This is a genomic window from Arenibacter antarcticus (genome assembly GCF_041320605.1).
In the GTDB taxonomy this organism is placed as follows: Bacteria; Bacteroidota; Bacteroidia; order Flavobacteriales; family Flavobacteriaceae; genus Arenibacter; species Arenibacter antarcticus.
In genome coordinates this window covers 283,215-304,987 of record NZ_CP166679.1, presented here as the reverse complement: position 1 = coordinate 304,987, position 21,773 = coordinate 283,215, and the positions used below count along the sequence as shown (strand labels likewise).

18 protein-coding genes are annotated in these 21,773 nt (G+C 40.0%); 3 read left to right on the top strand and 15 right to left on the bottom strand.

The annotated features are described in order from the left end of the window. Positions 1-47 precede the first annotated feature (47 nt). From KCTC52924_RS01280 to KCTC52924_RS01235, 10 genes are all read right to left on the bottom strand, one after another. Positions 48-1,229: an aspartate aminotransferase family protein gene (locus KCTC52924_RS01280; RefSeq protein WP_251808569.1), complete on the bottom strand. Its 1,182-nt coding sequence runs from the start codon at positions 1,227-1,229 to the stop codon at positions 48-50. Between the two features lie 8 nt (positions 1,230-1,237). Continuing rightward, the gene (locus KCTC52924_RS01275; protein WP_370671537.1) at positions 1,238-3,175 is read right to left on the bottom strand and encodes an OstA-like protein; all 1,938 of its coding nucleotides are present in this window, start codon (positions 3,173-3,175) and stop codon (positions 1,238-1,240) included. Positions 3,176-3,367: 192 nt separating this feature from the next. Then, positions 3,368-4,639: an adenylosuccinate synthase gene (locus KCTC52924_RS01270; RefSeq protein ID WP_251808570.1), complete on the bottom strand. Its 1,272-nt coding sequence runs from the start codon at positions 4,637-4,639 to the stop codon at positions 3,368-3,370. Between the two features lie 16 nt (positions 4,640-4,655). Then, positions 4,656-5,111 (bottom strand): Fur family transcriptional regulator, encoded by a 456-nt coding sequence (locus KCTC52924_RS01265; RefSeq protein ID WP_251808571.1) that lies wholly within the window; start codon positions 5,109-5,111, stop codon positions 4,656-4,658. A 42-nt stretch (positions 5,112-5,153) separates the two neighbouring features. After that, a complete protein-coding gene (locus KCTC52924_RS01260) occupies positions 5,154-7,358 on the bottom strand; it encodes a bifunctional (p)ppGpp synthetase/guanosine-3',5'-bis(diphosphate) 3'-pyrophosphohydrolase (protein WP_370671536.1) in 2,205 nt (734 codons plus the stop codon). A 44-nt stretch (positions 7,359-7,402) separates the two neighbouring features. Further along, the gene (locus KCTC52924_RS01255; RefSeq protein ID WP_251808572.1) at positions 7,403-8,635 is read right to left on the bottom strand and encodes a M48 family metallopeptidase; all 1,233 of its coding nucleotides are present in this window, start codon (positions 8,633-8,635) and stop codon (positions 7,403-7,405) included. Between the two features lie 58 nt (positions 8,636-8,693). After that, positions 8,694-9,503: an RNA methyltransferase gene (locus KCTC52924_RS01250; protein WP_251808573.1), complete on the bottom strand. Its 810-nt coding sequence runs from the start codon at positions 9,501-9,503 to the stop codon at positions 8,694-8,696. A 297-nt stretch (positions 9,504-9,800) separates the two neighbouring features. Further along, positions 9,801-11,099 (bottom strand): amidohydrolase family protein, encoded by a 1,299-nt coding sequence (locus KCTC52924_RS01245; RefSeq protein ID WP_251808574.1) that lies wholly within the window; start codon positions 11,097-11,099, stop codon positions 9,801-9,803. A gap of 13 nt (positions 11,100-11,112) precedes the next feature. Beyond that, positions 11,113-14,064, bottom strand: coding sequence for an amidohydrolase family protein (locus KCTC52924_RS01240; RefSeq protein WP_251808575.1), 2,952 nt, complete (start codon positions 14,062-14,064; stop codon positions 11,113-11,115). A 163-nt stretch (positions 14,065-14,227) separates the two neighbouring features. Further along, positions 14,228-15,295 carry a DUF3810 domain-containing protein gene (locus tag KCTC52924_RS01235; RefSeq protein WP_251808576.1) on the bottom strand — a complete coding sequence of 356 codons (1,068 nt, stop codon included), beginning with the start codon at positions 15,293-15,295 and terminating at the stop codon, positions 14,228-14,230. Between the two features lie 72 nt (positions 15,296-15,367). On the opposite strand from KCTC52924_RS01235, the gene KCTC52924_RS01230 reads away from it, so the two are divergent. Both KCTC52924_RS01230 and KCTC52924_RS01225 read left to right on the top strand, forming a co-directional pair. Then, positions 15,368-16,828 carry an aminoacyl-histidine dipeptidase gene (locus KCTC52924_RS01230; RefSeq protein WP_251808577.1) on the top strand — a complete coding sequence of 487 codons (1,461 nt, stop codon included), beginning with the start codon at positions 15,368-15,370 and terminating at the stop codon, positions 16,826-16,828. Positions 16,829-16,966: 138 nt separating this feature from the next. Beyond that, positions 16,967-17,425 carry a CBS domain-containing protein gene (locus KCTC52924_RS01225; protein ID WP_251808578.1) on the top strand — a complete coding sequence of 153 codons (459 nt, stop codon included), beginning with the start codon at positions 16,967-16,969 and terminating at the stop codon, positions 17,423-17,425. A 143-nt stretch (positions 17,426-17,568) separates the two neighbouring features. Here the strand turns inward: KCTC52924_RS01225 and KCTC52924_RS01220 are convergent, their stop codons facing one another. The 3 genes from KCTC52924_RS01220 to KCTC52924_RS01210 are packed head-to-tail and all read right to left on the bottom strand — an operon-like array spanning position 17,569 to position 20,242. Then, a complete protein-coding gene (locus KCTC52924_RS01220) occupies positions 17,569-18,678 on the bottom strand; it encodes a peptidylprolyl isomerase (protein WP_251808579.1) in 1,110 nt (369 codons plus the stop codon). 11 nt (positions 18,679-18,689) lie between these two features. Next, complete coding sequence (gene gldI / locus KCTC52924_RS01215; RefSeq protein ID WP_251808580.1) at positions 18,690-19,229, bottom strand: gliding motility-associated peptidyl-prolyl isomerase GldI; 540 nt, start codon at positions 19,227-19,229, stop codon at positions 18,690-18,692. After that, complete coding sequence (locus KCTC52924_RS01210; protein WP_251808581.1) at positions 19,226-20,242, bottom strand: bifunctional oligoribonuclease/PAP phosphatase NrnA; 1,017 nt, start codon at positions 20,240-20,242, stop codon at positions 19,226-19,228. The genes gldI and KCTC52924_RS01210 overlap by 4 nt, the downstream gene beginning before the upstream one ends. 284 nt (positions 20,243-20,526) lie before the next feature. Between KCTC52924_RS01210 and KCTC52924_RS01205 the strand changes: the two genes are divergently transcribed. Then, positions 20,527-20,946, top strand: coding sequence for a nucleoside-diphosphate kinase (locus KCTC52924_RS01205; protein ID WP_251808582.1), 420 nt, complete (start codon positions 20,527-20,529; stop codon positions 20,944-20,946). Positions 20,947-21,016: 70 nt separating this feature from the next. On the opposite strand, the gene KCTC52924_RS01200 is transcribed toward KCTC52924_RS01205, so the two are convergent. Both KCTC52924_RS01200 and KCTC52924_RS01195 read right to left on the bottom strand, forming a co-directional pair. Then, entirely contained in the window at positions 21,017-21,313 is a 297-nt protein-coding gene (locus tag KCTC52924_RS01200; RefSeq protein WP_251808583.1) for a DUF721 domain-containing protein, read from the bottom strand. A gap of 2 nt (positions 21,314-21,315) precedes the next feature. Beyond that, entirely contained in the window at positions 21,316-21,732 is a 417-nt protein-coding gene (locus KCTC52924_RS01195; protein WP_251808584.1) for a lipocalin family protein, read from the bottom strand. Positions 21,733-21,773: the final 41 nt, after the last annotated feature.

Genomic DNA, 21,773 nt, shown 5'->3' with positions numbered 1-21,773 from the left:
AGAATCCCGTTGGATTTATCTATATTATTAACAAATTAGTTAACAAATTATTGTTTTGTCTTATTTAATACGTCTAGGATGATGTTGCAGCCTAGACTAATTTCAGCTTTTGAGATGGTCAATGGAGGGGATATACGTACCGCTTTGGATTCAAAAAGTAACCAGAAAAGTATAAGTCCGTTCTTGCTGCATGACAATATCAATTCATTTACAACTTCTGCATTTTCCATAATTATGGCCAGCATTAGTCCTTTTCCCCGTATCTCTTTTATAAGGGGGTGTACCAATAGCGACCTAAAAAGCATTTCTTTTTCCAAGGTCTCCGGTATTAGGGATGTTTCGGTCAATTCTTGTAGCGTTGCCAAACAAGCTGCTGCAATAACAGGATTTCCCCCAAAAGTGGTAATATGGCCTAGCTTTGGTTGATCTTGCAATGACAGCATCATTTTTTGAGATGCCACAAAGGCCCCAACGGGCATGCCGCCGGCCATTCCTTTTCCAAGGACCAAAATATCGGGAATACAATTAAAATGTTCAAAGGCAAAAAGTTTTCCGGTACGTCCAAATCCTGGCTGTATCTCGTCTAAGATGAGCATGGCGCCAACGGCGGTACAGCGGTCCCTTATTTTTTTTAAATAGTCATTTTCAGGCAGGATAAAACCCGCGCCACCTTGGATGGTCTCTAGCACCACAGCAGCCGTTTTATCTGTGATTTTCAGTGCGTCTTCTTCCTTGTTAAATTGAATGAAACCAACATCGGGGATAAGGGGCCGAAAAGCACTTTTGCGTTCTTCATAGCCCATAATACTTAGGCTACCCATAGTATTGCCATGATATGCCCATTTAGCGGAGATTATTTGACTCCGTCCCGTGGTTCTTCGTGCCAACTTTAATGCCCCCTCCATGGCTTCCGTTCCAGAATTCACCAAATAAGTAGTTTCCAATGGAGCTGGAAGGTGTGCTGCCAAAAGTTTGGTATACTGTACTGCAGGTTGCTGGATATACTCTCCATAGACCATAACATGCATATATTTTTCCGTCTGATCTTGGATGGCGCTTACCACCCTAGGATGACAATGGCCCAGACTACAGGCGGAAACCCCGGCGACAAAATCTAAATGAGCTTTGCCTTGAGTGTCATAGATATAGCTTCCCTTGGCATGAGAGATTTCCAAAGCCAATGGGTGAGGGGAAGTTTGTGCCTGATATTTAAGAAAATCCTCTTTCATGCTAGTTGTTAATTGTCTAAAACCCTAAATATCCAAATACTAGCCTCTTTATAACGACCATCAAAATGGTTGTTTTTGGATCTATTCGCTTCATCCAAAGTATCGTACCGATCTAAATAGACATAATAGGAATTGGTTAACTTACGGTGGAAGTATCTTGGCTCCAAGCCTTGTTCCTTTAAACGCAGCATAAAACTTTCGTAATCTTCCTTAGTTTTGAAATCTTTGGCAATTAGGTAATAGCCAGGGATTAGACCTTCTTCTCTCTTCCCTTCTTCATAGCGACCTTCAACTTTGATTTCTGCTACTGTGGAATCTTTTTTTATGGTATCTAGTGCTATTAATTTCGTTATAGGTTTTAGAGAAAGGGGTGGTGCCACCGTTGTTGTGGTGCTAATGGAATCGCGTTGTCTTTCCTGCTCTATGGCTTCCGAAGCTTCAATATCGGTATCTATGGGGTTGTTCACCCCTTGTATAACTACTAGTTTGATATTGTTGTCATCTTCGTCAAAGATATCGTCCTTACTTAAGATCCGCTCTTCCCCGCGCCAGATAAATCCCTTTAACTTTCTACTGTTATCTGGAAGGTCTTTTTCGGGGAAAATATCGCCATCCGGATTGGTGATAAAAGTGATGTCCTCTATTTGATTTTCGGCCATAGTCATCCGTATGGCACTGCAAATGGTTTTATTTATCCCTATAAGATCTTGATCATCATTGTACATATAGTAAATTACTTCCGTATTCTTTACTAGGTCGATGATGCTCAACTTGTTGTCTATAAATTGGCCAAAGAGGTCCTTGCCTTTTGCTTGATTATAACCTACTTTGCTAATACTGTCCAACGAAATTATAAAGGCATTATTGATTACTTTTAAAGAATCAAGCTTTTCTGTTTCTAAGTTGGAGAGCAGATGGATGCTGTCTCCGGTCATCTGATTCTCGCCGTTCCAAATAATGGGGCTTGTAATAAGTTGGGTAACCCCTGTTCTTTGGTCGAAATGAATAGAATCGCATTTTCCACTTAAATCCGTCTTGTAGAATTTAGCATTTCTAAAAGCCCTTAAAATACGTTGTTCCGGTTTACCAGTAATCATTAGGGTGTCTCCGTGCATGTATAGGGAGTCTTGCTCTACAAGATTGATGGAAACTGCCCTTTTAGTGGCGAAAACGGAGTCTTTTGCTTTGAAAACCTCTGCGTAATGGGCGCGTATCAATCCATTGTTGATGGTATCCTTAATAACAATGTTATTGGTTGCCGATGCAAATTCTGTGTTTTTGTCAAAAAAGACACTATCCCCGTGTATGATCCGGTTATTGTAATCTATTCTCGTGTTTTTTATGCCATATCCACTTTCTATATTGGTATCGTAAAAACCACGTTCGCAATATATTTTATAGCCCTCACCGGTAATGGTGGAAGGGCCGTATAAATAGGCGTTTTTAGTTTCGGTATAATAATCCAGTTGTTTGGATACCAACTGGAACTCTGGATTGGTGAGGTTAACACTGTCCAAGAACTGGGATTTTTTTAACTGGGTAAAATAACGTCCAATTTTACTGGTAAGTGTATTGGTAGAATCTACAATAGTGCCATAATCCTTATAATAGGCCTCCTGATTCGCCCTATCAAACCTTAGAGTGTCCGTGGTTAGGGTCATCCCGGTATGGTTTAGGATTACATTCTCCCAGGCTTTGGCGAGGTTTGTGTCGCCGTTATAATCTATTCGACCACTTGTTAATTGAACCGAATCTCCCTGTTGTAACCTAATATTGCCTATGGCCTTAAGTCTGTTCTCCTTTTGATAATAAATGGCAAGGTCGCACCATAGATCTGCCCCTTCGTGTTCAAATTGTACTTGTTGTTCGTCTTTGCTAAATATTGCAGCACCTGGATACCTCTCCTCATCCTTGGTAAAGTTGGCGCCATAAACAATATTTATCATTTTGCTTTCCGACGGCGGTTGCTGCGCTTGGCTATTCCAAATGATGGAAAATGCAAATAATAGGAATACTAGTTTGTGCAAATCATTAAAATTTTGATCAAAAATAGTATATTTTAGACGAGGATAATATTGTTTGGGATAGTTTTAGTAAAGTGCTATATGTAAAAAGCCATCACTAGGATGGCTTTTTTTTTATCGGTATATGGTTTGTGTTCTATCGGGCCCAACAGATACGATCTTAATGGGTACTTCCAATTCTTTTTCCAAAAATAATATGTAATCTAGTAAGGCGTCCGGAAGTTCATCGGCCTTGCTCATTTTTGTAAGGTCTTTTGCCCAGCCTTTCATTTCGGTATATACTGGAGTTACGTATTCCGGTTCTATACTGTAGGGTAAATGTGTTATTTGGGTTCCCTTGTAGTTGTAGGCGGTACATACTTTTAAGGTCTCAAATCCGCTTAGGACATCCGCCTTCATCATTATCAATTCCGTTACCCCATTTATTTCTACGGCATATTTTAATGCGATCAGATCTAACCAACCGCAACGTCTTGGTCTCCCTGTAGTAGCTCCGAATTCCTTACCAACGCGACCCATGGTTTCCCCATCGGCATCAAAAAGTTCTGTGGGGAAGGGACCGCTACCTACTCTAGTGGTGTACGCCTTAAATATCCCAAATACCTCTTTTATTTTATTTGGTGCCACACCAAGACCGGTACAAGCCCCAGCAGCAGTTGTATTGGAGGAAGTTACAAACGGATAGGTACCAAAATCGATATCCAACAAGGACCCTTGAGCCCCTTCTGCCAAAATCTTTTTACCTTCCTTATAAGCCTTAAAAATATACTCCTCGCTATCTATAAAGGTAAGTTTCTTTAATTCTTCCACAGCTAGGAAGAAATCGGTCTCCAATTCCTTTAGATCATATTGTATTTCTACATTATAGAACGCAATCATGGCCTCGTGTTTGTTGGCCAATGCTCTGTATTTCTCTTTCCAGTTGGGAAACTCCAAGTCCCCTACGCGCATCCCGTTTCTTCCAGTCTTATCCATATAAGTAGGACCAATCCCCTTTAGGGTAGAACCAATCTTAGCCTTTCCTTTAGAGGTTTCTGAAGCGGCATCCAATAAGCGGTGGGTGGGCAAAATAAGATGGGCTTTTCTCGAAATTAGAAGTTTCGACTTAATGTCTAGGTTAAACTTCTTTAAATTGTCTAACTCCTTCTTAAAAATAACGGGATCGATGACCACGCCATTGCCAACGATATTGATCGCGGTTTTATGAAAAATCCCGGAAGGTATGGTGTGCAAAACATGTTTAATACCATCAAATTCCAACGTATGTCCTGCATTAGGGCCGCCTTGGAAACGTGCAATAATATCGTAGTTTTTGGTTAAAACATCAACTATTTTTCCTTTCCCTTCGTCTCCCCATTGGAGTCCAAGTAGTAAATCTACTGCCATTCTTTATGTAATTGGATTAATTATTTGTGTTCTCTTCTGTGTTACGGGTTCCATAGAAATAGAGGGAATGAGTGTTGATCTTAATATTGAAAACTTCCTCTATGGTCTTTTTTATAATTTGGATACGGGGATCACAAAACTCCATCACTTCCCCTGTGTCCGTTAATATTACATGATCGTGTTGCCTATCAAAATAAGATTTTTCATATTGGGCCTGGTTCTTTCCGAATTGATGCTTCCTTACCAATTTGGATTCCAATAAAAGTTCTATGGTGTTGTATAAAGTAGCCCTACTGACCCTATAGTTCTTGTTTTTCATTTTGATGTAGAGCGACTCTATATCAAAATGATCCTCGCTTTTATAGATTTCATGTAGAATTGCGTAACGTTCAGGTGTCTTCCTATGTCCGTTACCTTCTAGAAAAGCGGTGAATACACTTTTTACAATTTCTTGATTTTTATTATCCCCCATAGCAATGTACCCTGCATTTAAGTACAAATGTACAGTTAAAATTTAAATTCTGGTTACTTTATCGATCCCGTTGATCTGCTTTAGTTTTTCTATAACTTTTTTTAGGATCGCATTATTTTTTACTACCAGTGTAATTCTACCCGTAAATGTACCTCCGTCAGTGCTAAAGTTCAAATTTCGCATATTTACGTGTAAATTCCCCGAGATAAGTTCAGTAATTTTGCTAATCAAGCCCAGGTTGTCTATTCCCGTCAGCATTATTTCGACGGTAAATTCCTCATGGGAGGAGTCTATCCATTTCGCCGATATGATCCGATAGGCATAATTGGATTGTAGGGAAATGGCATTGGGACAATTTTTTTTATGCACCTTTATACCTTCATTAACACTGACAAATCCAAAAACTTCATCCCCTGGTATTGGATTACAGCACTGGGAAAGTTTATACTCTAGCTTATCTTCCTCCTTCCCAAATACAAGGGTGTCATACTTAATGGTTATCTCATCTTTATGGATATCAGTAGGTGCAGGAGTTCTCCTTATTTTATTCTTGAAGAAGCTGATAAAGGCATTGCTGTAAGATGCAGCAAAATCCTTGATCATCTGATTATCTATGACCCCTATAGCCACCCTATAGAAAAGATCCAAGCTCGTCTTTAGCTTAAAAAAGATCACCATTTTATTAATAGTATCCTCGTTGAGACTAATTTTCTGGGTTTTTAATTTTCTTCTTAAAATCTCCCTCCCGTCTAATGCGGCAACTTTCTTTTCTTCTCTCAGAGATGATTTAATTTTCGACCGGGCTCTGGCCGTGGTGGCATAGTCTAGCCAACTTTGATTTGGGAATGCGGTATCCGAGGTAATGATATCTACCTGATCCCCACTATTCAAAGTGGTGTTTAAAGGCACCAATTTGCCATTTACTTTGGCACCTCTGGTGTGCATCCCTACTTCGGTATGTATGTTAAATGCGAAATCTAAGGGAGTGGCCCCTTTGGGAAGTGATTTTAATTCTCCTTTTGGTGTAAAAACATAGATTTCTTTGGAATATAGATTTAACTTAAACTCCTCAACAAAGTCAACTGCATTGGCATTTGCATTTTCCAATGCTTCCTGAAGTTTGTTTAGCCAATCCTCAATACCTTGTTCTTTTTGATCGCCATGTTTGTATTTAAAGTGTGCGGCATATCCCTTTTCAGCAATCTCGTGCATCCTTTCGCTTCGGATCTGTACCTCGACCCACCTACCTTTTGGACCCATTACAGTAATATGCAAAGCTTCATATCCGGTAGATTTTGGTGAGGAAATCCAGTCGCGCAATCGTATTGGGTTTGGGGTGTAGTGATCAGTTACGATGGAATAGATTTTCCAAGCGATGAATTTTTCGTTTTGCTTGTCCGATTGATATATGATCCTCAGGGCAAACTTATCGTAAATCTCATCAAAGGTTACGTTTTGGACCTTCATTTTACGACGAATGGAGAAAATAGATTTCATCCGGCCCTTTATGCTATACTTTAGATTTTCCTTGTCCAAAGAGTTGCTTATGGTCTCCGAAAATGCATCGATATAGGCCTTTTGATCCTCTTTTGATTCTTCTATTTTACTTAAGATGTCATTATAAACCTCTGGTTCGGTGTATTTTAGGTTAAGGTCTTCCAGTTCGGTCTTAATATTGTAGAGGCCTATTCTGTGGGCCAATGGGGCGTAAATGTATAAGGTTTCGGATGCAATCTTTACCTGTTTGTGCTCTGGCATAGAATCCATTGTGAGCATATTGTGGTAACGATCTGCAATTTTTATGATGATGACCCTAACATCATCATTGAGGGTTAAGAGCATTTTCCTAAAATTCTCTGCCTGTTGGGATATATTCATATCCTTTTTTAGGTGCGCAATTTTCGTAAGACCATCTACAATACGAGCCACAGTCTCCCCAAACATCCGTTCTATATCTACCAGGGAATACTCCGTGTCCTCCACCACGTCGTGTAGTAGGGCAGAGGCAATGGATACAGCATCCAAACCGATTTCTGAGGCAACAATTTTGGCAACTGCTATGGGGTGGAATATATAGGCTTCTCCAGATTTTCTCCTTTGGTTTTTATGAGCGTCCACGGCAACGTCGAAGGCAGAGCGTATCAATTTCTTATCCTCATCGGTAAGGGTCTGATAGCTTATGCGAAGCAATTCCTTGTATTGCTTTGCAATGTCCTTGTTTTCCTTTTCTAATGCAGCTTCGGTCATCATATTTTAAAATTAACATTAACTAGCGTAAAAGACAACAAAAATTATGCCTTTAAGTTCCTAATCCTTGCAATTAACGGAGGATGGGAGTAATGCATAAAAACATAGGCGGGATGCGGTGTAAGATTACTCAGACTATTCTTGGATAATTTTTTTAAGGAACTGATCAATGGCTTAGAAGCAAAAGTATTTTTCGCATAATTGTCCGCCTGATATTCAAAAGCTCTGGACATAAAGTTCATGACTAGGCCAGTGATTTCTGAAATAGGACTGTATAAAATTCCGAAACCGATTAGTGCCGCATGAAAACTTGGTTGGGAAACGCCTATAGCAAAGGATACCTCTGGATTATTTATAAAAATAGAGAGAATAAAGAGCGTTAAACCAGTCAATAATATGGAGATTGAGATGTTGTAAATAATATGTTTGCGTTTGTAATGGCCTACCTCATGGGCCAAAACCGCTACAATTTCCTCCTCTTCCAAATCGTTTACTAAGGTGTCAAACAGTGTTATCCGTTTTTCCTTTCCAAAGCCAGAAAAATAGGCATTTGCCTTGGTAGACCTTTTGGAGCCATCGATCACGAAAATATTTTTTATCTCAAATCCAACTTTATTGGCGTAGTCCTCGATCATGTTTTTAAGACTACCATTGTCTAATGGGGTCTGTTTATTGAAAATGGGGACAATAAGTCTGCTGTAAAACAAGTTCATAAATAGGGAAACTGCTGCCACCAAGGCCCATGTGTAAATCCAAAAGTTGGTTCCCGACCATTCAAAAAACCAGATGATCAAAGCCAAAATAACACCCCCCAGCACAATGGTCATTAACCACCCCTTAACCTTATCTATCCAAAACAATTTTTTGGTGCTCCTGTTAAAACCAAATTTTTCTTCGATAACAAAAGTTTTGTAATAGGAAAATGGAGTAGTGAGAATGTCATTGCCGATCATTATGATTCCAAAAAAGATTAGGGCGTTAAGGATTGGGTTTGTGCTAATGCTTCTGGCCATGGAATCTATCCATTCAAATCCTCCAAATATTAAGAACGACAAAGTTATCACGATGGAGAAAGTGGCGGTAATCCATCCAAACTTATAATTGACTTTTTTGTATTCCTGGGATTTTTTATACTCCTTTTTATCGAACACATCGTCCAGTTCTTTTGGGATGATATCGTTATAACGTTTAGCATTCAAATATTCCAATACCCTGTCAATGGAAAACTGGATTATTAAAATGGCGATAATTATATAGAAAAGGAAATTAGCGTTCATTTAGAGTTGGGAGAATTAGTGTAACAATATATTAGCGTCCTGATTTGTATTCCATATCTTATGGTTTACGTTGTCTTATAGCCTCAAAGATAAGTATTGCAGCGGAGACGGAAACATTCATGGAGTCTATTTCCCCCTGCATGGGTATAATTATATTTTGGTCGGACTCTTGTAACCATTCCTCCGATAATCCGGTAGCTTCAGTGCCTACCACTATAGCAGTGGGTTGGGTGAAATCTACAGAGGTGTACTCTTTGGAGGCGGTCAATGCCGCGCAGTTGATGGTAATGTTATTATTCTTTAGGTATCGTATTACTTCTTCCGTGGTGCCCATCCCGATGTTGGTGGTGAATAAGCAGCCTACACTGGAACGTATGATATTGGGATTATAGAGATCGCTTTTGGCATTGGTAATAATGACTGCATCTAATCCTGCTGCATCCGAAGTCCTCAGTAGCGCCCCAATATTTCCTGGTTTTTCAGGGGCTTCCGCAACTAAAATCAATGGATTTTTACTTGATATTTTAAGGTGGTCCAATGCGTGCTCTTTGGTTTTTGCAATGGCTATGATGCCTCCAGTGCTATCCCGATACGCAATTTTTTGAAAAACTCCCTTGGAAATGGATACCAATTCAGGTGGGTCTTCAACCCCTTTCAAGTACTCCAAGAGGGTGTCATATGAGATTAATTCGGGATAATAAAAAAGGGTCTTTAGGGCATAACCACCCTTTATAGCCAGTTCCAATTCTTTGATTCCCTCAATTATGAAAAGTCCTTTTTTCTTTCGCTCCCGCGATTTTTCCATTAATACAAGCGTTTGCCTTACCAATGGGTTATTAACGCTGTTTATTTCCTTAATATAGCTCATTGGAACAAAATTAAGCTATTGGTCGGACTTAGCATACCTAAATCAGTAGCTTGATGTGCTCTTGTAGTTCGCGAAATTCACTCATTTTTATCCACTCCAATTAAAATGCTCAGTACAACCTCTAATGGGTGCCATTGAATATTTTATGACCAGAGTACCTGAGACGTATATATTGTCTATTTAAACCAAAATAGCAAATCGCTATTACACTATGGCTTAACACTAGTTTTTTTAAATAAAAAGGGTTGGAAATATTAAACTGTTCCAACCCCTTTTTATTGATTTTATGTCAATGCCCTATTTGCCCTCATATTTCCCCATATACCTTTTCCAAAGTACGGTCTGGTGTGTTTCCAATGAAATGTCCCTTCCATCGATAAAGGCACGCGTCAACTGATTGGTGCGCATATCAAGCGCATCACCCTCAGAAATAAATAGGGTAGCACTTTTGCCTACTTCCAAAGATCCGTAGTCTTGGTCTATACCCAAAATTTTGGCCGGATTGGAGGTGATCAATTCCAAGGCTTCTTCAGGAGACATGCCTTGTTGTACCAATTGGCCGGCATAAAAGGGGAGGTTTCTATTCTGGAAGTTCGACTCGTCCATATTCTGTAAAGCCACTAAAAGGCCGGCATCTGCTAACAGTTTAGGTAGTTTATAGGGTAGGTCGTAATCGTCATCTTCAAATTCCGGCAAATTGTGGGGTGCCCTTACTAAAACAGGGATCTGATGCTTTTTAAGGAAATCAGTGATTTTATGGGCGTCGTATCCGCCTACCAAAACAACATGTTTTACCCCGAGGTTTTTTATAAGGGTAATGGCATCCAATATTTCTTTTTCCCCATCGGCAGATACATACAATTTTTGAGTGCCCTGGAACAATCCTTGAGTTGCAGCATAAGCCGGATTGTTCTCCTTAGCTGTGCTTTTGCCATAGGCCTCGGCATTTTTAAGGAAGCTTTCTATTTTTGCCGTTTCCTCACTGTAGTCCTTGTTGGGTTTGTAACCCCGGTCTTCACCCATCCACCAGCGGCCCTGCTTAAAGCTGTTGGGCCATTTCATATGGATGCCGTCATCTACTTTAACGGCAGCGTCTTCCCAGTTCCAGGCATCGAATTGCATAATGGAAGAGGTGCCGGAAATAGTGCCGCCTTTTGGAGATATTTGCCCTAGAAGTACTCCGTTGGGCCGCATGCTTTCTACTACTTTAGATTCGGCATTATAAGCGATCAGACTTCTTACATGTGGAATTATTTCCCCTATTTCGGCCTTGTCGTTAGTGGCCCGTACAGCATCTACCTCTACCAATCCCAAGGAAGAACAGCTTATGATAAATCCGGGATAAACATGTTTTCCCTTGGCGTCTATGATCGTACCGGTCCTAGCGATTTTGGTATTGGCATTACCTACAAAAGTAAGTTTGCCATTTTCAAACATTATAAGGGAGTTTTCAATAACCTCCCCATTTCCCAAATGCGCAACTGCTCCCTCTATGGAGATGCCCGTTTTTTGTTCGGATGCCGGTGTTTGCTGGGCAAAATTTTGATATGTGCACATTAGTAGTGCAATGGCTATAGTAATCTTTAATTTTTTCATCTTGTATAGATTTTTAAAGGCTGTCACAATGAAATTCTTCTTTATTGCTCTTTTTAGGTTCTTGGGTAGCACTGCCCTTATCCTTTTCCTTTAACATTAGGTTGATTAGCTGCGCTTTTTCGACTCTGATGGCTTTGCGTTGTTGTTTGTCTTTTTCCAAATCAAAATATACAGCTCCATCTATTAGGGTTTTCTCGGCTTTGGAGTACACGGACAAAGGGTTATGACTCCATAAAACAACATCTGCGTCTTTCCCTTCCTTTATACTGCCTACCTTCTGATCTATATGTAAGAGTTTTGCTGGGTTTATAGTAACCATTTTCCATGCTTCTAACTCGGTCATACCGCCATATTTTATTGTCTTTGCCGCTTCTTGGTTAAGTCTTCTGGACATTTCCGCATCATCACTGTTAAGGGCTACAGTAATTCCTTGCTGCTGCATAATTGCCGCATTGTAGGGGATGGCATGGTTAACCTCATATTTGTACGCCCACCAATCACTAAAGGTGGAAGCACCTACCCCATGCGCCTTCATTTTATCGGCCACCTTATAACCTTCTAAAATATGCGTGAAGGTATTTATTCTAAAATCGAATTTTTCGGCAACTTTCATGAGCATATTTATTTCACTTTGTACATAAGAGTGACAGCTAATGAATCGCTCCCCGTTTAAGATTTCTGCCAGAGTTTCCATTTCTTCGTCTACCCTATAGGCTTGACCGCTTTTTTTCTTGAGATCGTACTCTTTGGCGCGCTGAAAGTAATTGATGAACATTTGTTCTACTCCCATTCTACTTTGTGGGAATCTGCTAAAACTGTTCCAGTTGGATTGTTTTACATTTTCACCTAAGGCAAATTTTATAAATTTGGGCGAGTTGTCATAAATCATATCCGCTGCACTGGCTCCCCATTTTAATTTAATGATTGCCGATCTCCCGCCAATGGGATTTGCAGAACCGTGCAATAGCTGTGCGGAGGTAACCCCACCTGCTAGATTACGATAGATCCCTATGTGTTCTGGGTCTATAACATCTTCCATTTTCACTTCTGCTGAGGAATTCTGCCCCCCTTCGTTAACCGATAGTAATGCAATATGGGTATGCTCGTCTATTATTCCGGCCGTTAGGTGTTTTCCCGTTGCGTCTATTACTGTGGCGCCACCAGTAGTAAGGTTTTTCCCAATTTTGGAGATTTTTCCATTTTTGATCAGTACATCTGTGGACTCCAAAATTCCTGAATCCTCACTGGTCCATACCGTAGCGTTTTTAAACAAAATGGATTCCTGCTTCGGCTTATTGGCATAGCCGTAGCCCACATTGGGGTAGGCGACGGGTTGTATCAGAGGTTTTTTGTCTTGTTTATCTTCTTTTTCTTTTTCTGAAAAAGCCGAGGTCTTGGTTGCTGTGAAGGTAGATTCGGTGCCGTTGGGCAGTAATAGTTTTCCGGATAGTTTATCCGAAGCTGGGTCTACTTTTCCAGTCATCCTATATATTTCATCTCCCACCTTGCTGTGAAAAGTAAGCGCCATCCAATTGTTATCGTAGCTTAAATTGGAGCTGCGTTTTTCATCACCTTCCTTAATTTCAGATTTGGGTTTTGCGGGCTCACCGCTAATAGAGAGGTTGTAAGTGTTGCCACCGGCGCTAAGTTCATAGTCGCCCCTAATATCCTTAAGTTCCTTATCGTTAATGATATGTTGCTGTCCCTGTACCCAATTTTCATACAATACGGTGCCCTTGTCGAAAATATCCCCAGAGGTAATTAGAAAATTGGCCTGACTACCAGATTGTAATGTTCCAATCTCAGCGGATTTCCCTAGAATGGCTGCAGGTACCGTAGTTAGTGCCTCTAGCGCCTTTGTTTTGGAAAGACCGTATTCTATGGCTGTGGCTAATTTGCCTTTAAATTCTGCAGGAGTTTTTAGATCGTGTAAGGTAAGGCTGAAAGTGATTTTGTTGTCTTCCAGTGCTTTGGGATTGGAAGGAGCCTGATTCCAAAATCGCATATCTTTTAAGCTTACAAATTCAGCTTGGAAAGGATTAGATACGTCATAGGCCTTTGGGAAATTGATGGGTACTATTAAACTGGCATTGGTAGCCTTGATATCGGAAATGTTTTCAAATTCGTTGCCTCCAGCCAAGATTACATAAGGGATGTTAAAGGTGTCACCTATTTTGTCGGCCCGCAACACATTACCCTTGTCCCCGGCCTCAAAAATCTGGACTAGGTTTTTATTGGCGATCAAGGATTCCAAGGATCGATCTTTGGTTTCTACATTGCCCTTGGCATACCAATCCGCGTCGTAGTACATTTGCCTTAATAAAGCCAGTGAGCCCATTAAGGAGCTAGGGTAGGATTGTTGTTGCGCTACGCTCTTGGTTAACGAAAAATATTGAGCAGATTTGTCGTCCAATATCCGGTCTGCATCGCTACCCTTGCCGTTTAGCGCAATTAGCGCCCCTGTACCGCGGGCAATACCATCCTGAATATGGGTATTTACGGTGCCAAAGCCAACTTTTCGCAATTCTTCTGCTTGTTTGTCGTCGTATTTAAATACACCAATAGCATTGTTTTCTGGCATAATATGGTCGTTCCAGTAAAACCCTTCTCTTGAAGGTTCATATTGGGCTGTACGCCTTCCACTGGAAGAGCTTTTGGGTTTTTCTATCCCAAAATCACTATATATATCGATAAAGGAAGGGTAAATAAATTTTCCGTCCAGATCTATGGATACGGTATTCTTTGGTAGGGTAACCGATTTGCCGGCCTGCACCACTTTTCCATTTAGAATAAGTAAGGTAGCCTTATCCAACACATTGGTGGGTGTAATATAGATTTTAGCATTGGTCAAGGCTGTGTAATTGTTGTTGTCTGCTTTAACACCGTCGTTTTTTGGAAAGTAATCCTGTGCAAACATAGAAATTCCACACCACAAGGTGGCGAGTGCAAAAAAGCGCATTTTCATAGTATAGGGTATTAGTTTTATTAGTGGATTTAAAAATAGCTTATCCCTGAGGATTGAGTAAATCGTTAAGGTTTTTTTAACATTTAAAAGTGATGGTTTAAAAATCAGGTTTTCAAATTTATATCCCTACCGCTATTGGAGGTTGTGACCCAATACTTCTCGGTTATAGTGGATTTACTTGATAATAGTTAACCAAAAGGGAAACAACGGCATGATAGCTTTTAATTCCTTTGGTTTGGTTATTGGCTTTTAAAAAGGAGTTGAAAATTGATTTAAAAATGGGTTCCATCGGATTTTCATGTGCTTTCCAAAAATCGGAGACCTCTTGGTAATTTTTAATCACTCCCGGATTTAATTTTTTATAGGCGGTATCGAAAATTTTTCGATCTCTAATTGCGAGGTCATTTAAACAATAGCTCAGTGCATAGGCATAGGCTGCGTATTTAAAATAGGGGTCTTTATTTTTTACGGTTACCAGATACCCAATAAAGTTGGTTTCGTTTTCTGCAGAATAGCCCAGTTGATGCCCAATTTCATGTCCGCTTATAATGGGGAACCTAAAATTTGGTAACCGTCCGTTTGCTTGGGCCTCATTGGTAAACGGATTTAAATAGCCACCGTATCCCATATAAGTGAGCGGGGTGCTAAAAAGAGATATTTTTATACTGGGTTTGTGATAGGTGAATAAAGGAAGTTGTTTTCCTAAAGATCGATATCCATCGATTGTAATATTAAAAATCTCCTTTTTGCTGTATGGAATATTGACCATCTTGGTAGTATCCCCAGTAATCTGAAACTGGGCAGCATTGGTTTTTGCTATTAGCTGGTCTACAAAATCCACCAGATCCTGTTCGCTGTGCTTATCCTTTAATTCTAAGGTTTTGGCCAAAGGTTCCCTATAGTAATTAAATCCCCATAAAATATGAAAACTGAAATAGGCCACAGAAGCTACCATTACAATATCCCTTAAGAAAAACAAAGGTTTTTTTAGAATTCCAATACGATTAACGATTAGATATCCAATGGCAATAAGGATTAATAGGGCGTAGAGGATGTCGCCAATGGAAAATGGTATCCATCCCAAAAGGCTTCGCCAAAATCCGGATATTATGGGGTATATTCCTTTGCTGTAATATTTTTCTACGAACTCAGGATAATTCCCCAGCCATTTTACCAAGATTATTTGAGGTAGGAGCGAAATGGCGATGAGGTTTTTAATATTTTGCTTCATCCACCCAAAATTAACCAATATTCTCGCATAGTTGTTTTTCTATCTGTATTTTTGGGGCCTAGATTTATAGCTATGGGAAAAGAAATACGGGAATTGGAACCCAAAAGGGTATGGAACAAATTTGCAGATCTTAATGCAGTGCCTAGGCCATCCAAAAAGGAAGAGCGAGTAATTGAGTTTATGATGGATTTCGGAAAAAATCTTGGATTAAAAACCATTGTGGATGAGGTGGGCAACGTCATCATAAAAAAACCTGCCACTAAGGGAATGGAAGATCGCAAGACGGTTATCCTACAATCCCACCTGGACATGGTGCATCAGAAAAACAACGATACGGAATTCGATTTTGATACCCAAGGAATACAAATGTATGTTGATGGGGATTGGGTTAGGGCCAAAGGCACTACTCTAGGAGCAGATAATGGTTTGGGAGTGGCAACGATTATGGCTATTTTAGAAAGTAAGGACATTCCACACCCCGCTCTGGAAGCACTTTTTACTATTGATGAGGAGACCGGTATGACGGGAGCTAAAGGCTTAAAAGGAGGATTGCTGGAAGGGGCTATTCTATTGAATCTGGACACGGAAGAAGATGATGAAATAGACATAGGATGTGCCGGGGGAATTGATGTTACTGCCAAAGGAAACTATAGGGAGGAAAATAGCACTCAAGATTCAGGGGCATTTTTGATCTCGGTAAAAGGGTTGAGCGGCGGCCATAGCGGAATGGAAATACATAAGGGGTTGGGCAATGCCAACAAGCTTATGAACGCCCTACTTGTGAAGGCGTCGGATCAATATAATTTAAAGATTGCTGAAATTAATGGAGGTGGATTAAGAAATGCCATTCCAAGGGAAAGTACGGCATTGGTAACCGTTTCAGGCTCTAATGTAAAGGCATTTGCACAAGATATTTCGGATTGGGGACAAGCTGTTAAAAAGGAGTTTTTCACAACAGATCCCGGTTTAAAAATAGCGGCACAACCTACCGAAATGCCTGCAAAGGTAATGGAAGCCAAAGCTCAAAAGAGCTTGTTGCAAGCTTTGGAAGCGGCTCATAATGGGGTATTTGCCATGAGTGCTTCCATGGAGGGTCTAGTGGAGACTTCCAATAATATTGCTAGAGTTGAGGTTAAAGGGGGAGGCCTTAAAATTGCGTGCCTTACCAGGTCATCGGTAGAAGAGGGTAAAAAAGAGTTGGCGAGCTCCCTGCAATCGGTTTTTGAAAGTGCCGGGTATGAGGTGGTGCTGAGTGGCGATTATCCTGGATGGAATCCAAATCCAGATTCGGATATTTTAAAAGTATTGCAATCCAAATATGTAGAATTGTTCAAGGAACAACCCAATGTGGTAGCCTGCCATGCAGGATTGGAATGTGGTATTTTAGGCCAAAATTATCCCGAGGTAGATATGATTAGTTTTGGTCCTACCATATTAGGTGCCCATTCTCCTGATGAAAGAGCAAGTATCTCATCGGTGCAGAAATTTTGGAAGTATACATTGCATATTTTGGAAAGCATTCCTACCTCCTAATTTTTTGGTTGCGAAATATAGGTTTCGGATACCAAGTAACGGCCTAGAAACAAGGCTATTCTTTAAACGATGTTATTTTTTTTAGGATTGAATCTTAAATTTCGTTATATTACAGGGAACGTTTAAACCGCTACGGATATGGGAATCAAAAGTTTTCAGGGACCTAGGAGCGAGCAACCCAATGAGGTAGTGCTGTTACGGGTGTGCGACTATATGACTAGGGATCTAATTACCTTTAGGCCCGATCAATCTGTAGAGGAGGTTATTGTAGCGCTATTGAAATACAAAATTTCTGGGGGTCCCGTGGTAAATGAAAATTACGAGTTAGTCGGCATTATCTCCGAAGGGGACTGTATAAAACATATCAGTGAAAATAGATACCACAATATGCCTAGTTCCAATATGAGTGTGGAGGGGCATATGATAAAGAATGTGGAAACCATTGATGGCAACATGAATATATTTGATGCGGCCAATAAGTTTTTAAATGAAAAACGAAGACGTTTTCCCATTGTTGAAAATGGTAAATTGATTGGACAAATTTCCCAAAAAGACATCCTAAAAGCTACTGTAAAACTGAAACCTCAAAACTGGTAATGGAGTATTTCATTTCCGAACTACTTTATGCCATTTAGCAATTGCCAAAGCGATGTGATCGCAACACAAAAAATAACCGCCACTTATAGAATGCCGGGTTAAGGCTTTCTAAAAGTGGCGGTTTAATAATAGTAGTATATTCCTTACCTAGCTATTTCAGTAATTTCCAAATCAAATACGAGTTCTGCATTTGGTGGGATAACGTTTCCTGCTCCAGCTTCGCCGTAGCCCAAATGTGAAGGAATAAATAAGCGTACCTTGTCGCCTACCTTCATCTCCAGTAAACCTTCCTTAAAACCAGCAATCAATCTAGCCTCGGTACTGTAGTCCATTGGGATAGCTGCGTAACCTCCGCCTTGCTTTCTTGCAGGATTAAAGACACCGTATTTGGTAGCTACCTCTTCGTAGTTGCTGTCAAACAAGGAACCATCGGACAGGTAGCCTGCATAAAACACATTCACTTTTTGTCCTATTTTTGGCTTTTCGCCTTCACCTTCTTTTAAGGTGAGAATTTTTAATCCAGAAGGAAGTTCCTTAGCTTCGGGTTCACCCTGAGAAAACTCGGCTACCATATCGCTAATCATTTTTTCCTTGGCCTTAATCCTTTCCTCTTCCTGCGCAAAATAATCGCTCATCACCTTTACGGCATCAAATTTTCTGGCTTCTTTTCCGTTCCTGATAATTTCTACTGAATTCATTACAACTTCCGTAACTGGTCTGTCTGCTTCTGCTGTCTGTACATTGGCAATGGAGTCTACCACATCCATCCCTGCTACTACATTTCCGAATACGGTGTGTTTTCCGTCCAAAAAGGGAGTCTCTTTATGAGTGATAAAAAACTGGCTTCCGTTGGTAATGGGTCCTGCATTGGCCATGGAAAGGATCCCTGCCTTATTGTGCCTCAGGGAATCATTAATTTCATCCTTAAACTTGTAACCTGGATTTCCACTTCCAGTACCTGTTGGATCTCCACTTTGAATCATAAAATCCTTTATTACGCGGTGAAATATAATGCCATCATAGTATTTTTTACCTTTTAGACTGTCGCTAACAAATGGACTTTTCCCTTCGGCAAGGGAAATAAAGTTGGCAACGGTCAAGGGGGTTTTTTCATATTCCAATTTAAGGATTATCTCCCCTTTATTGGTAGTGATATCAGCAAAAATACCATCGCCCAACTCGGCGTGCTTGCTAGATTTGCAACTAGATACCGCTATGGATACTATTAGTAATAGAAAATACGCTCTTCTCATCTTTTGTAGTTTTAATTTTGGTTTTTATCGATTTTTAAAATAGTAATTGTGGTTTTAATCGGAACGTTGGTTCCAATTTTATTTTTGTCCCCATGATACCCATAGGCTAGGGAGGAGGGTATTAAGAATGTGGCGCTTTCTTGTTCCTTTAAAAGCTTTACGCTATTTCTTAATCCAGGGAAAAGCTGCTCTTTGTCCACTTTATAGGTAATGGTCCCAATTTCCTGCTGGGTATAAATGGTGTCGTTATCCAAGCTTATAATATTGTAATGTAAGGTAACGAGATCGTCTGGTTGAGGGGTGTAGTTGCTGTCGTCGTTTTTGTTGATATAGTAATACCATGTGCCGCCACCGCTAGAAAAATAGCTATTGTCGCTGTCAATGGTAATGATTTCCTGAATTTGCTTCTCTTCTTTGCTTAGCAATGCTTTATTGCGCGCTACAGATGCTTTTAGGATACTTCCAGTTTTGACCTTGACCGGTCTTCGGGCTTCCGGAACACCACATTGGCTAAACAGGGTGAGCAAGAGCAAAAAATAAAATGTTCTCATGAGTTTAGTTGGTCTTTATAGGAGGGCAATAAAGAGGTGAAATACTCGGTAGTTTCCTCAAGACTCAGCTCGCTTCTACCACCAGAGGCATTATTATGACCTCCTCCGTTAAAATGGGCCCTTGCAAATTCATTTACTGAGAAATCCCCTTCAGATCGAAGTGAAATCTTGATTATGCCTTCTTCTTTATTTTCAATAAAGATTACCGCAAATATAATTCCGTCTAGGGTAAGTCCGTAGTTAACGAATCCTTCAGTATCCCCCTTTTTAAAATCGTAATTATCCAACTCTTCTTGGGATAAGGTGATGTAAGCAGTGCAAAACTCTTCCAAAATCACCATGTTTTTTAGGGCGCAGCCTAAAAGATGTAATCGGCTTGGGGTGTTGGTATCGTAGACTTTACTATGTGCTTTGGTGTTGTTAGCTCCTTTCTCTATCAATTTAGCGACCACAATATGTGTTCTGCTGGTAGTGGAGGCAAATTTAAAAGAACCGGTATCGGTCATTATACCAGTGTAAAGACAAATAGCAATTTCTGGGGTAATACGGTTTATACCGTTTAGGCCCTCTATTAGGTTGTATACCATTTCACATGTTGAGCTCATACTAACATCTGAGTACATGATTTTGGCATAATCGGAAGGCTCTTGGTGATGGTCTATCATCACAAAGGTGGCTGAGGCCTCTTCTAATAGGGGTTGCAACTGACCAATCCTTCCCAGATGATTGAAGTCCAAGGTGAAAATAACCGTGGCATTTGTGATTAATTCCTTAGCCGTTGCAGCCTCTTTTTCAAAGTTGATTATCTGCTCGTTTTTTGGTAGCCATTTTAAAAATTTCGGATAATCATTGGGTGCAATTACCGTTGCGTCCTGCCCCATATCATTTAAATAGTGCCATAAGGCCAAGGTGGATCCTACAGCATCACCGTCGGGATTTTTATGTGGGATTATTACAATACGCTGGGGTTCTCCAAGAAGCGTGTTAATTGCTTTACTTATTTCTAAATTCATGGGGGCAAAGATACAATTTATAAATATATGCAAATATCCTGATTCATTATTTTGATATGGGTATTTCTATCCTGTGAATCAGTGGTTTGAACGTTTTTTTTTAGTTGATATTGTCTGTTTGATGTTTTATAGGGAATACAGAATTGTTGTTAGGGGTGCTTACTCCCAATTCCCTAAGAACAATAGTTAGGAGTATAGTAAGGCTTCGGTAATGTAGGTTATGCCAATTTTTTGTTATTGCAAGTTGAATAATAAAATGTATTTTTGCGCAAAATTCTAAAGAAATGAGTACAAATAGAACATTTACCATGATAAAGCCAGATGCCGTAAAAAACGGACATATAGGTGGCATTTTGGACAAAATTACCTCTGCCGGTTTTAAGATTGTTGCAATGAAATATACTCAATTGAGCAAAAGAGACGCTCAGGAGTTTTATGCAGTACACAATGAACGCCCATTTTTTGGTGAGTTGGTAGACTTTATGAGCAGTGGACCTATTGTAGCTGCTATTCTAGAAAAGGATAATGCCGTTGAGGATTTTCGTGCCTTGATCGGTGCTACTAACCCAGCAGATGCTGCCGAAGGTACAATTCGGAAACTATATGCAACCTCTATTGGAGAAAATGCCGTTCACGGTTCTGATAGCGACGAAAATGCGGCATTGGAAGGTGCTTTTCATTTTGCTGGAAGGGAAATATTCTAAGAAATATATATTAGATAAACAAAAAAAGCCGACCATGTGTCGGCTTTTTTTGTTCGAACTTGTCATGTGTTTATCGCAGTACAATTTTCGTTATAAGATTGCGGCCCATTTCTTCATTCAACATTTTTATGATTTTCGATTTCCCATGGCTTAGTTCTTCTCGTAGAACAGAAGAGGAAAGGGATACAAAAAGGGTGTCGTTACGCAGCTCAATGGCCGTAGTATAATTGTTTACACCATTGCCCATCATTTGTTTCCATGCTTCACGGGCATTCACCCGATCCATTCCTTTTTGGAGTCTATTCTCCGAAATGAATTCTTTTAAAGCTTCGCCCATATTAAGGTTGGTATTTTTTCTTTTCGCCATAATTATTCGAGATTAATAGGTTCAAATCTTTTGTAGTGATAGGTGATTTGTTCCTTATTGGTAACACTAAAGCTATTCTGGCCTATAGTGGTGATTTCTTCTTCCCATTCACTCAGTTCGTTTTTATAGTACATACCGATATTGTCGCCTTTTTCCAAGAGGGTAAAGGCTTCCGCATCATCGGAGGTGTCGTAGGTTCCTGATAGTGTGGGTTGTACTTTTTTTCGAAACCCTTGTTTGTCATTTAATTCAATATAATCTATGCTGGTGTTTACGGTATACTTTTTTTCCGAACCATCGGGGAAGGTTACTTTTTCTATTTCCCAATAGCCATTAAGATTTGGGATTTGATCCCAGGTCACTTTTTGATTGCATGCGCTAATGACTAAAAAGACTAAAAGGAATTTAAGCGATTTCATATGTAGATATTTATTGATTTTTAACGGTCTTACTTCGGCTG

Coding starts and splice junctions, on each gene's coding strand:
- KCTC52924_RS01280 (WP_251808569.1), bottom strand. CDS start 1,229: ATGAAAGAGGATTTTCTTAAATATCAGGCACAAACTTCCCCTCACCCA.
- KCTC52924_RS01275 (WP_370671537.1), bottom strand. CDS start 3,175: ATGATAAATATTGTTTATGGCGCCAACTTTACCAAGGATGAGGAGAGG.
- KCTC52924_RS01270 (WP_251808570.1), bottom strand. CDS start 4,639: ATGGCAGTAGATTTACTACTTGGACTCCAATGGGGAGACGAAGGGAAA.
- KCTC52924_RS01265 (WP_251808571.1), bottom strand. CDS start 5,111: ATGGGGGATAATAAAAATCAAGAAATTGTAAAAAGTGTATTCACCGCT.
- KCTC52924_RS01260 (WP_370671536.1), bottom strand. CDS start 7,358: ATGACCGAAGCTGCATTAGAAAAGGAAAACAAGGACATTGCAAAGCAA.
- KCTC52924_RS01255 (WP_251808572.1), bottom strand. CDS start 8,635: ATGAACGCTAATTTCCTTTTCTATATAATTATCGCCATTTTAATAATC.
- KCTC52924_RS01250 (WP_251808573.1), bottom strand. CDS start 9,503: ATGAGCTATATTAAGGAAATAAACAGCGTTAATAACCCATTGGTAAGG.
- KCTC52924_RS01245 (WP_251808574.1), bottom strand. CDS start 11,099: ATGAAAAAATTAAAGATTACTATAGCCATTGCACTACTAATGTGCACA.
- KCTC52924_RS01240 (WP_251808575.1), bottom strand. CDS start 14,064: ATGAAAATGCGCTTTTTTGCACTCGCCACCTTGTGGTGTGGAATTTCT.
- KCTC52924_RS01235 (WP_251808576.1), bottom strand. CDS start 15,295: ATGAAGCAAAATATTAAAAACCTCATCGCCATTTCGCTCCTACCTCAA.
- KCTC52924_RS01230 (WP_251808577.1), top strand. CDS start 15,368: ATGGGAAAAGAAATACGGGAATTGGAACCCAAAAGGGTATGGAACAAA.
- KCTC52924_RS01225 (WP_251808578.1), top strand. CDS start 16,967: ATGGGAATCAAAAGTTTTCAGGGACCTAGGAGCGAGCAACCCAATGAG.
- KCTC52924_RS01220 (WP_251808579.1), bottom strand. CDS start 18,678: ATGAGAAGAGCGTATTTTCTATTACTAATAGTATCCATAGCGGTATCT.
- gldI (WP_251808580.1), bottom strand. CDS start 19,229: ATGAGAACATTTTATTTTTTGCTCTTGCTCACCCTGTTTAGCCAATGT.
- KCTC52924_RS01210 (WP_251808581.1), bottom strand. CDS start 20,242: ATGAATTTAGAAATAAGTAAAGCAATTAACACGCTTCTTGGAGAACCC.
- KCTC52924_RS01205 (WP_251808582.1), top strand. CDS start 20,527: ATGAGTACAAATAGAACATTTACCATGATAAAGCCAGATGCCGTAAAA.
- KCTC52924_RS01200 (WP_251808583.1), bottom strand. CDS start 21,313: ATGGCGAAAAGAAAAAATACCAACCTTAATATGGGCGAAGCTTTAAAA.
- KCTC52924_RS01195 (WP_251808584.1), bottom strand. CDS start 21,732: ATGAAATCGCTTAAATTCCTTTTAGTCTTTTTAGTCATTAGCGCATGC.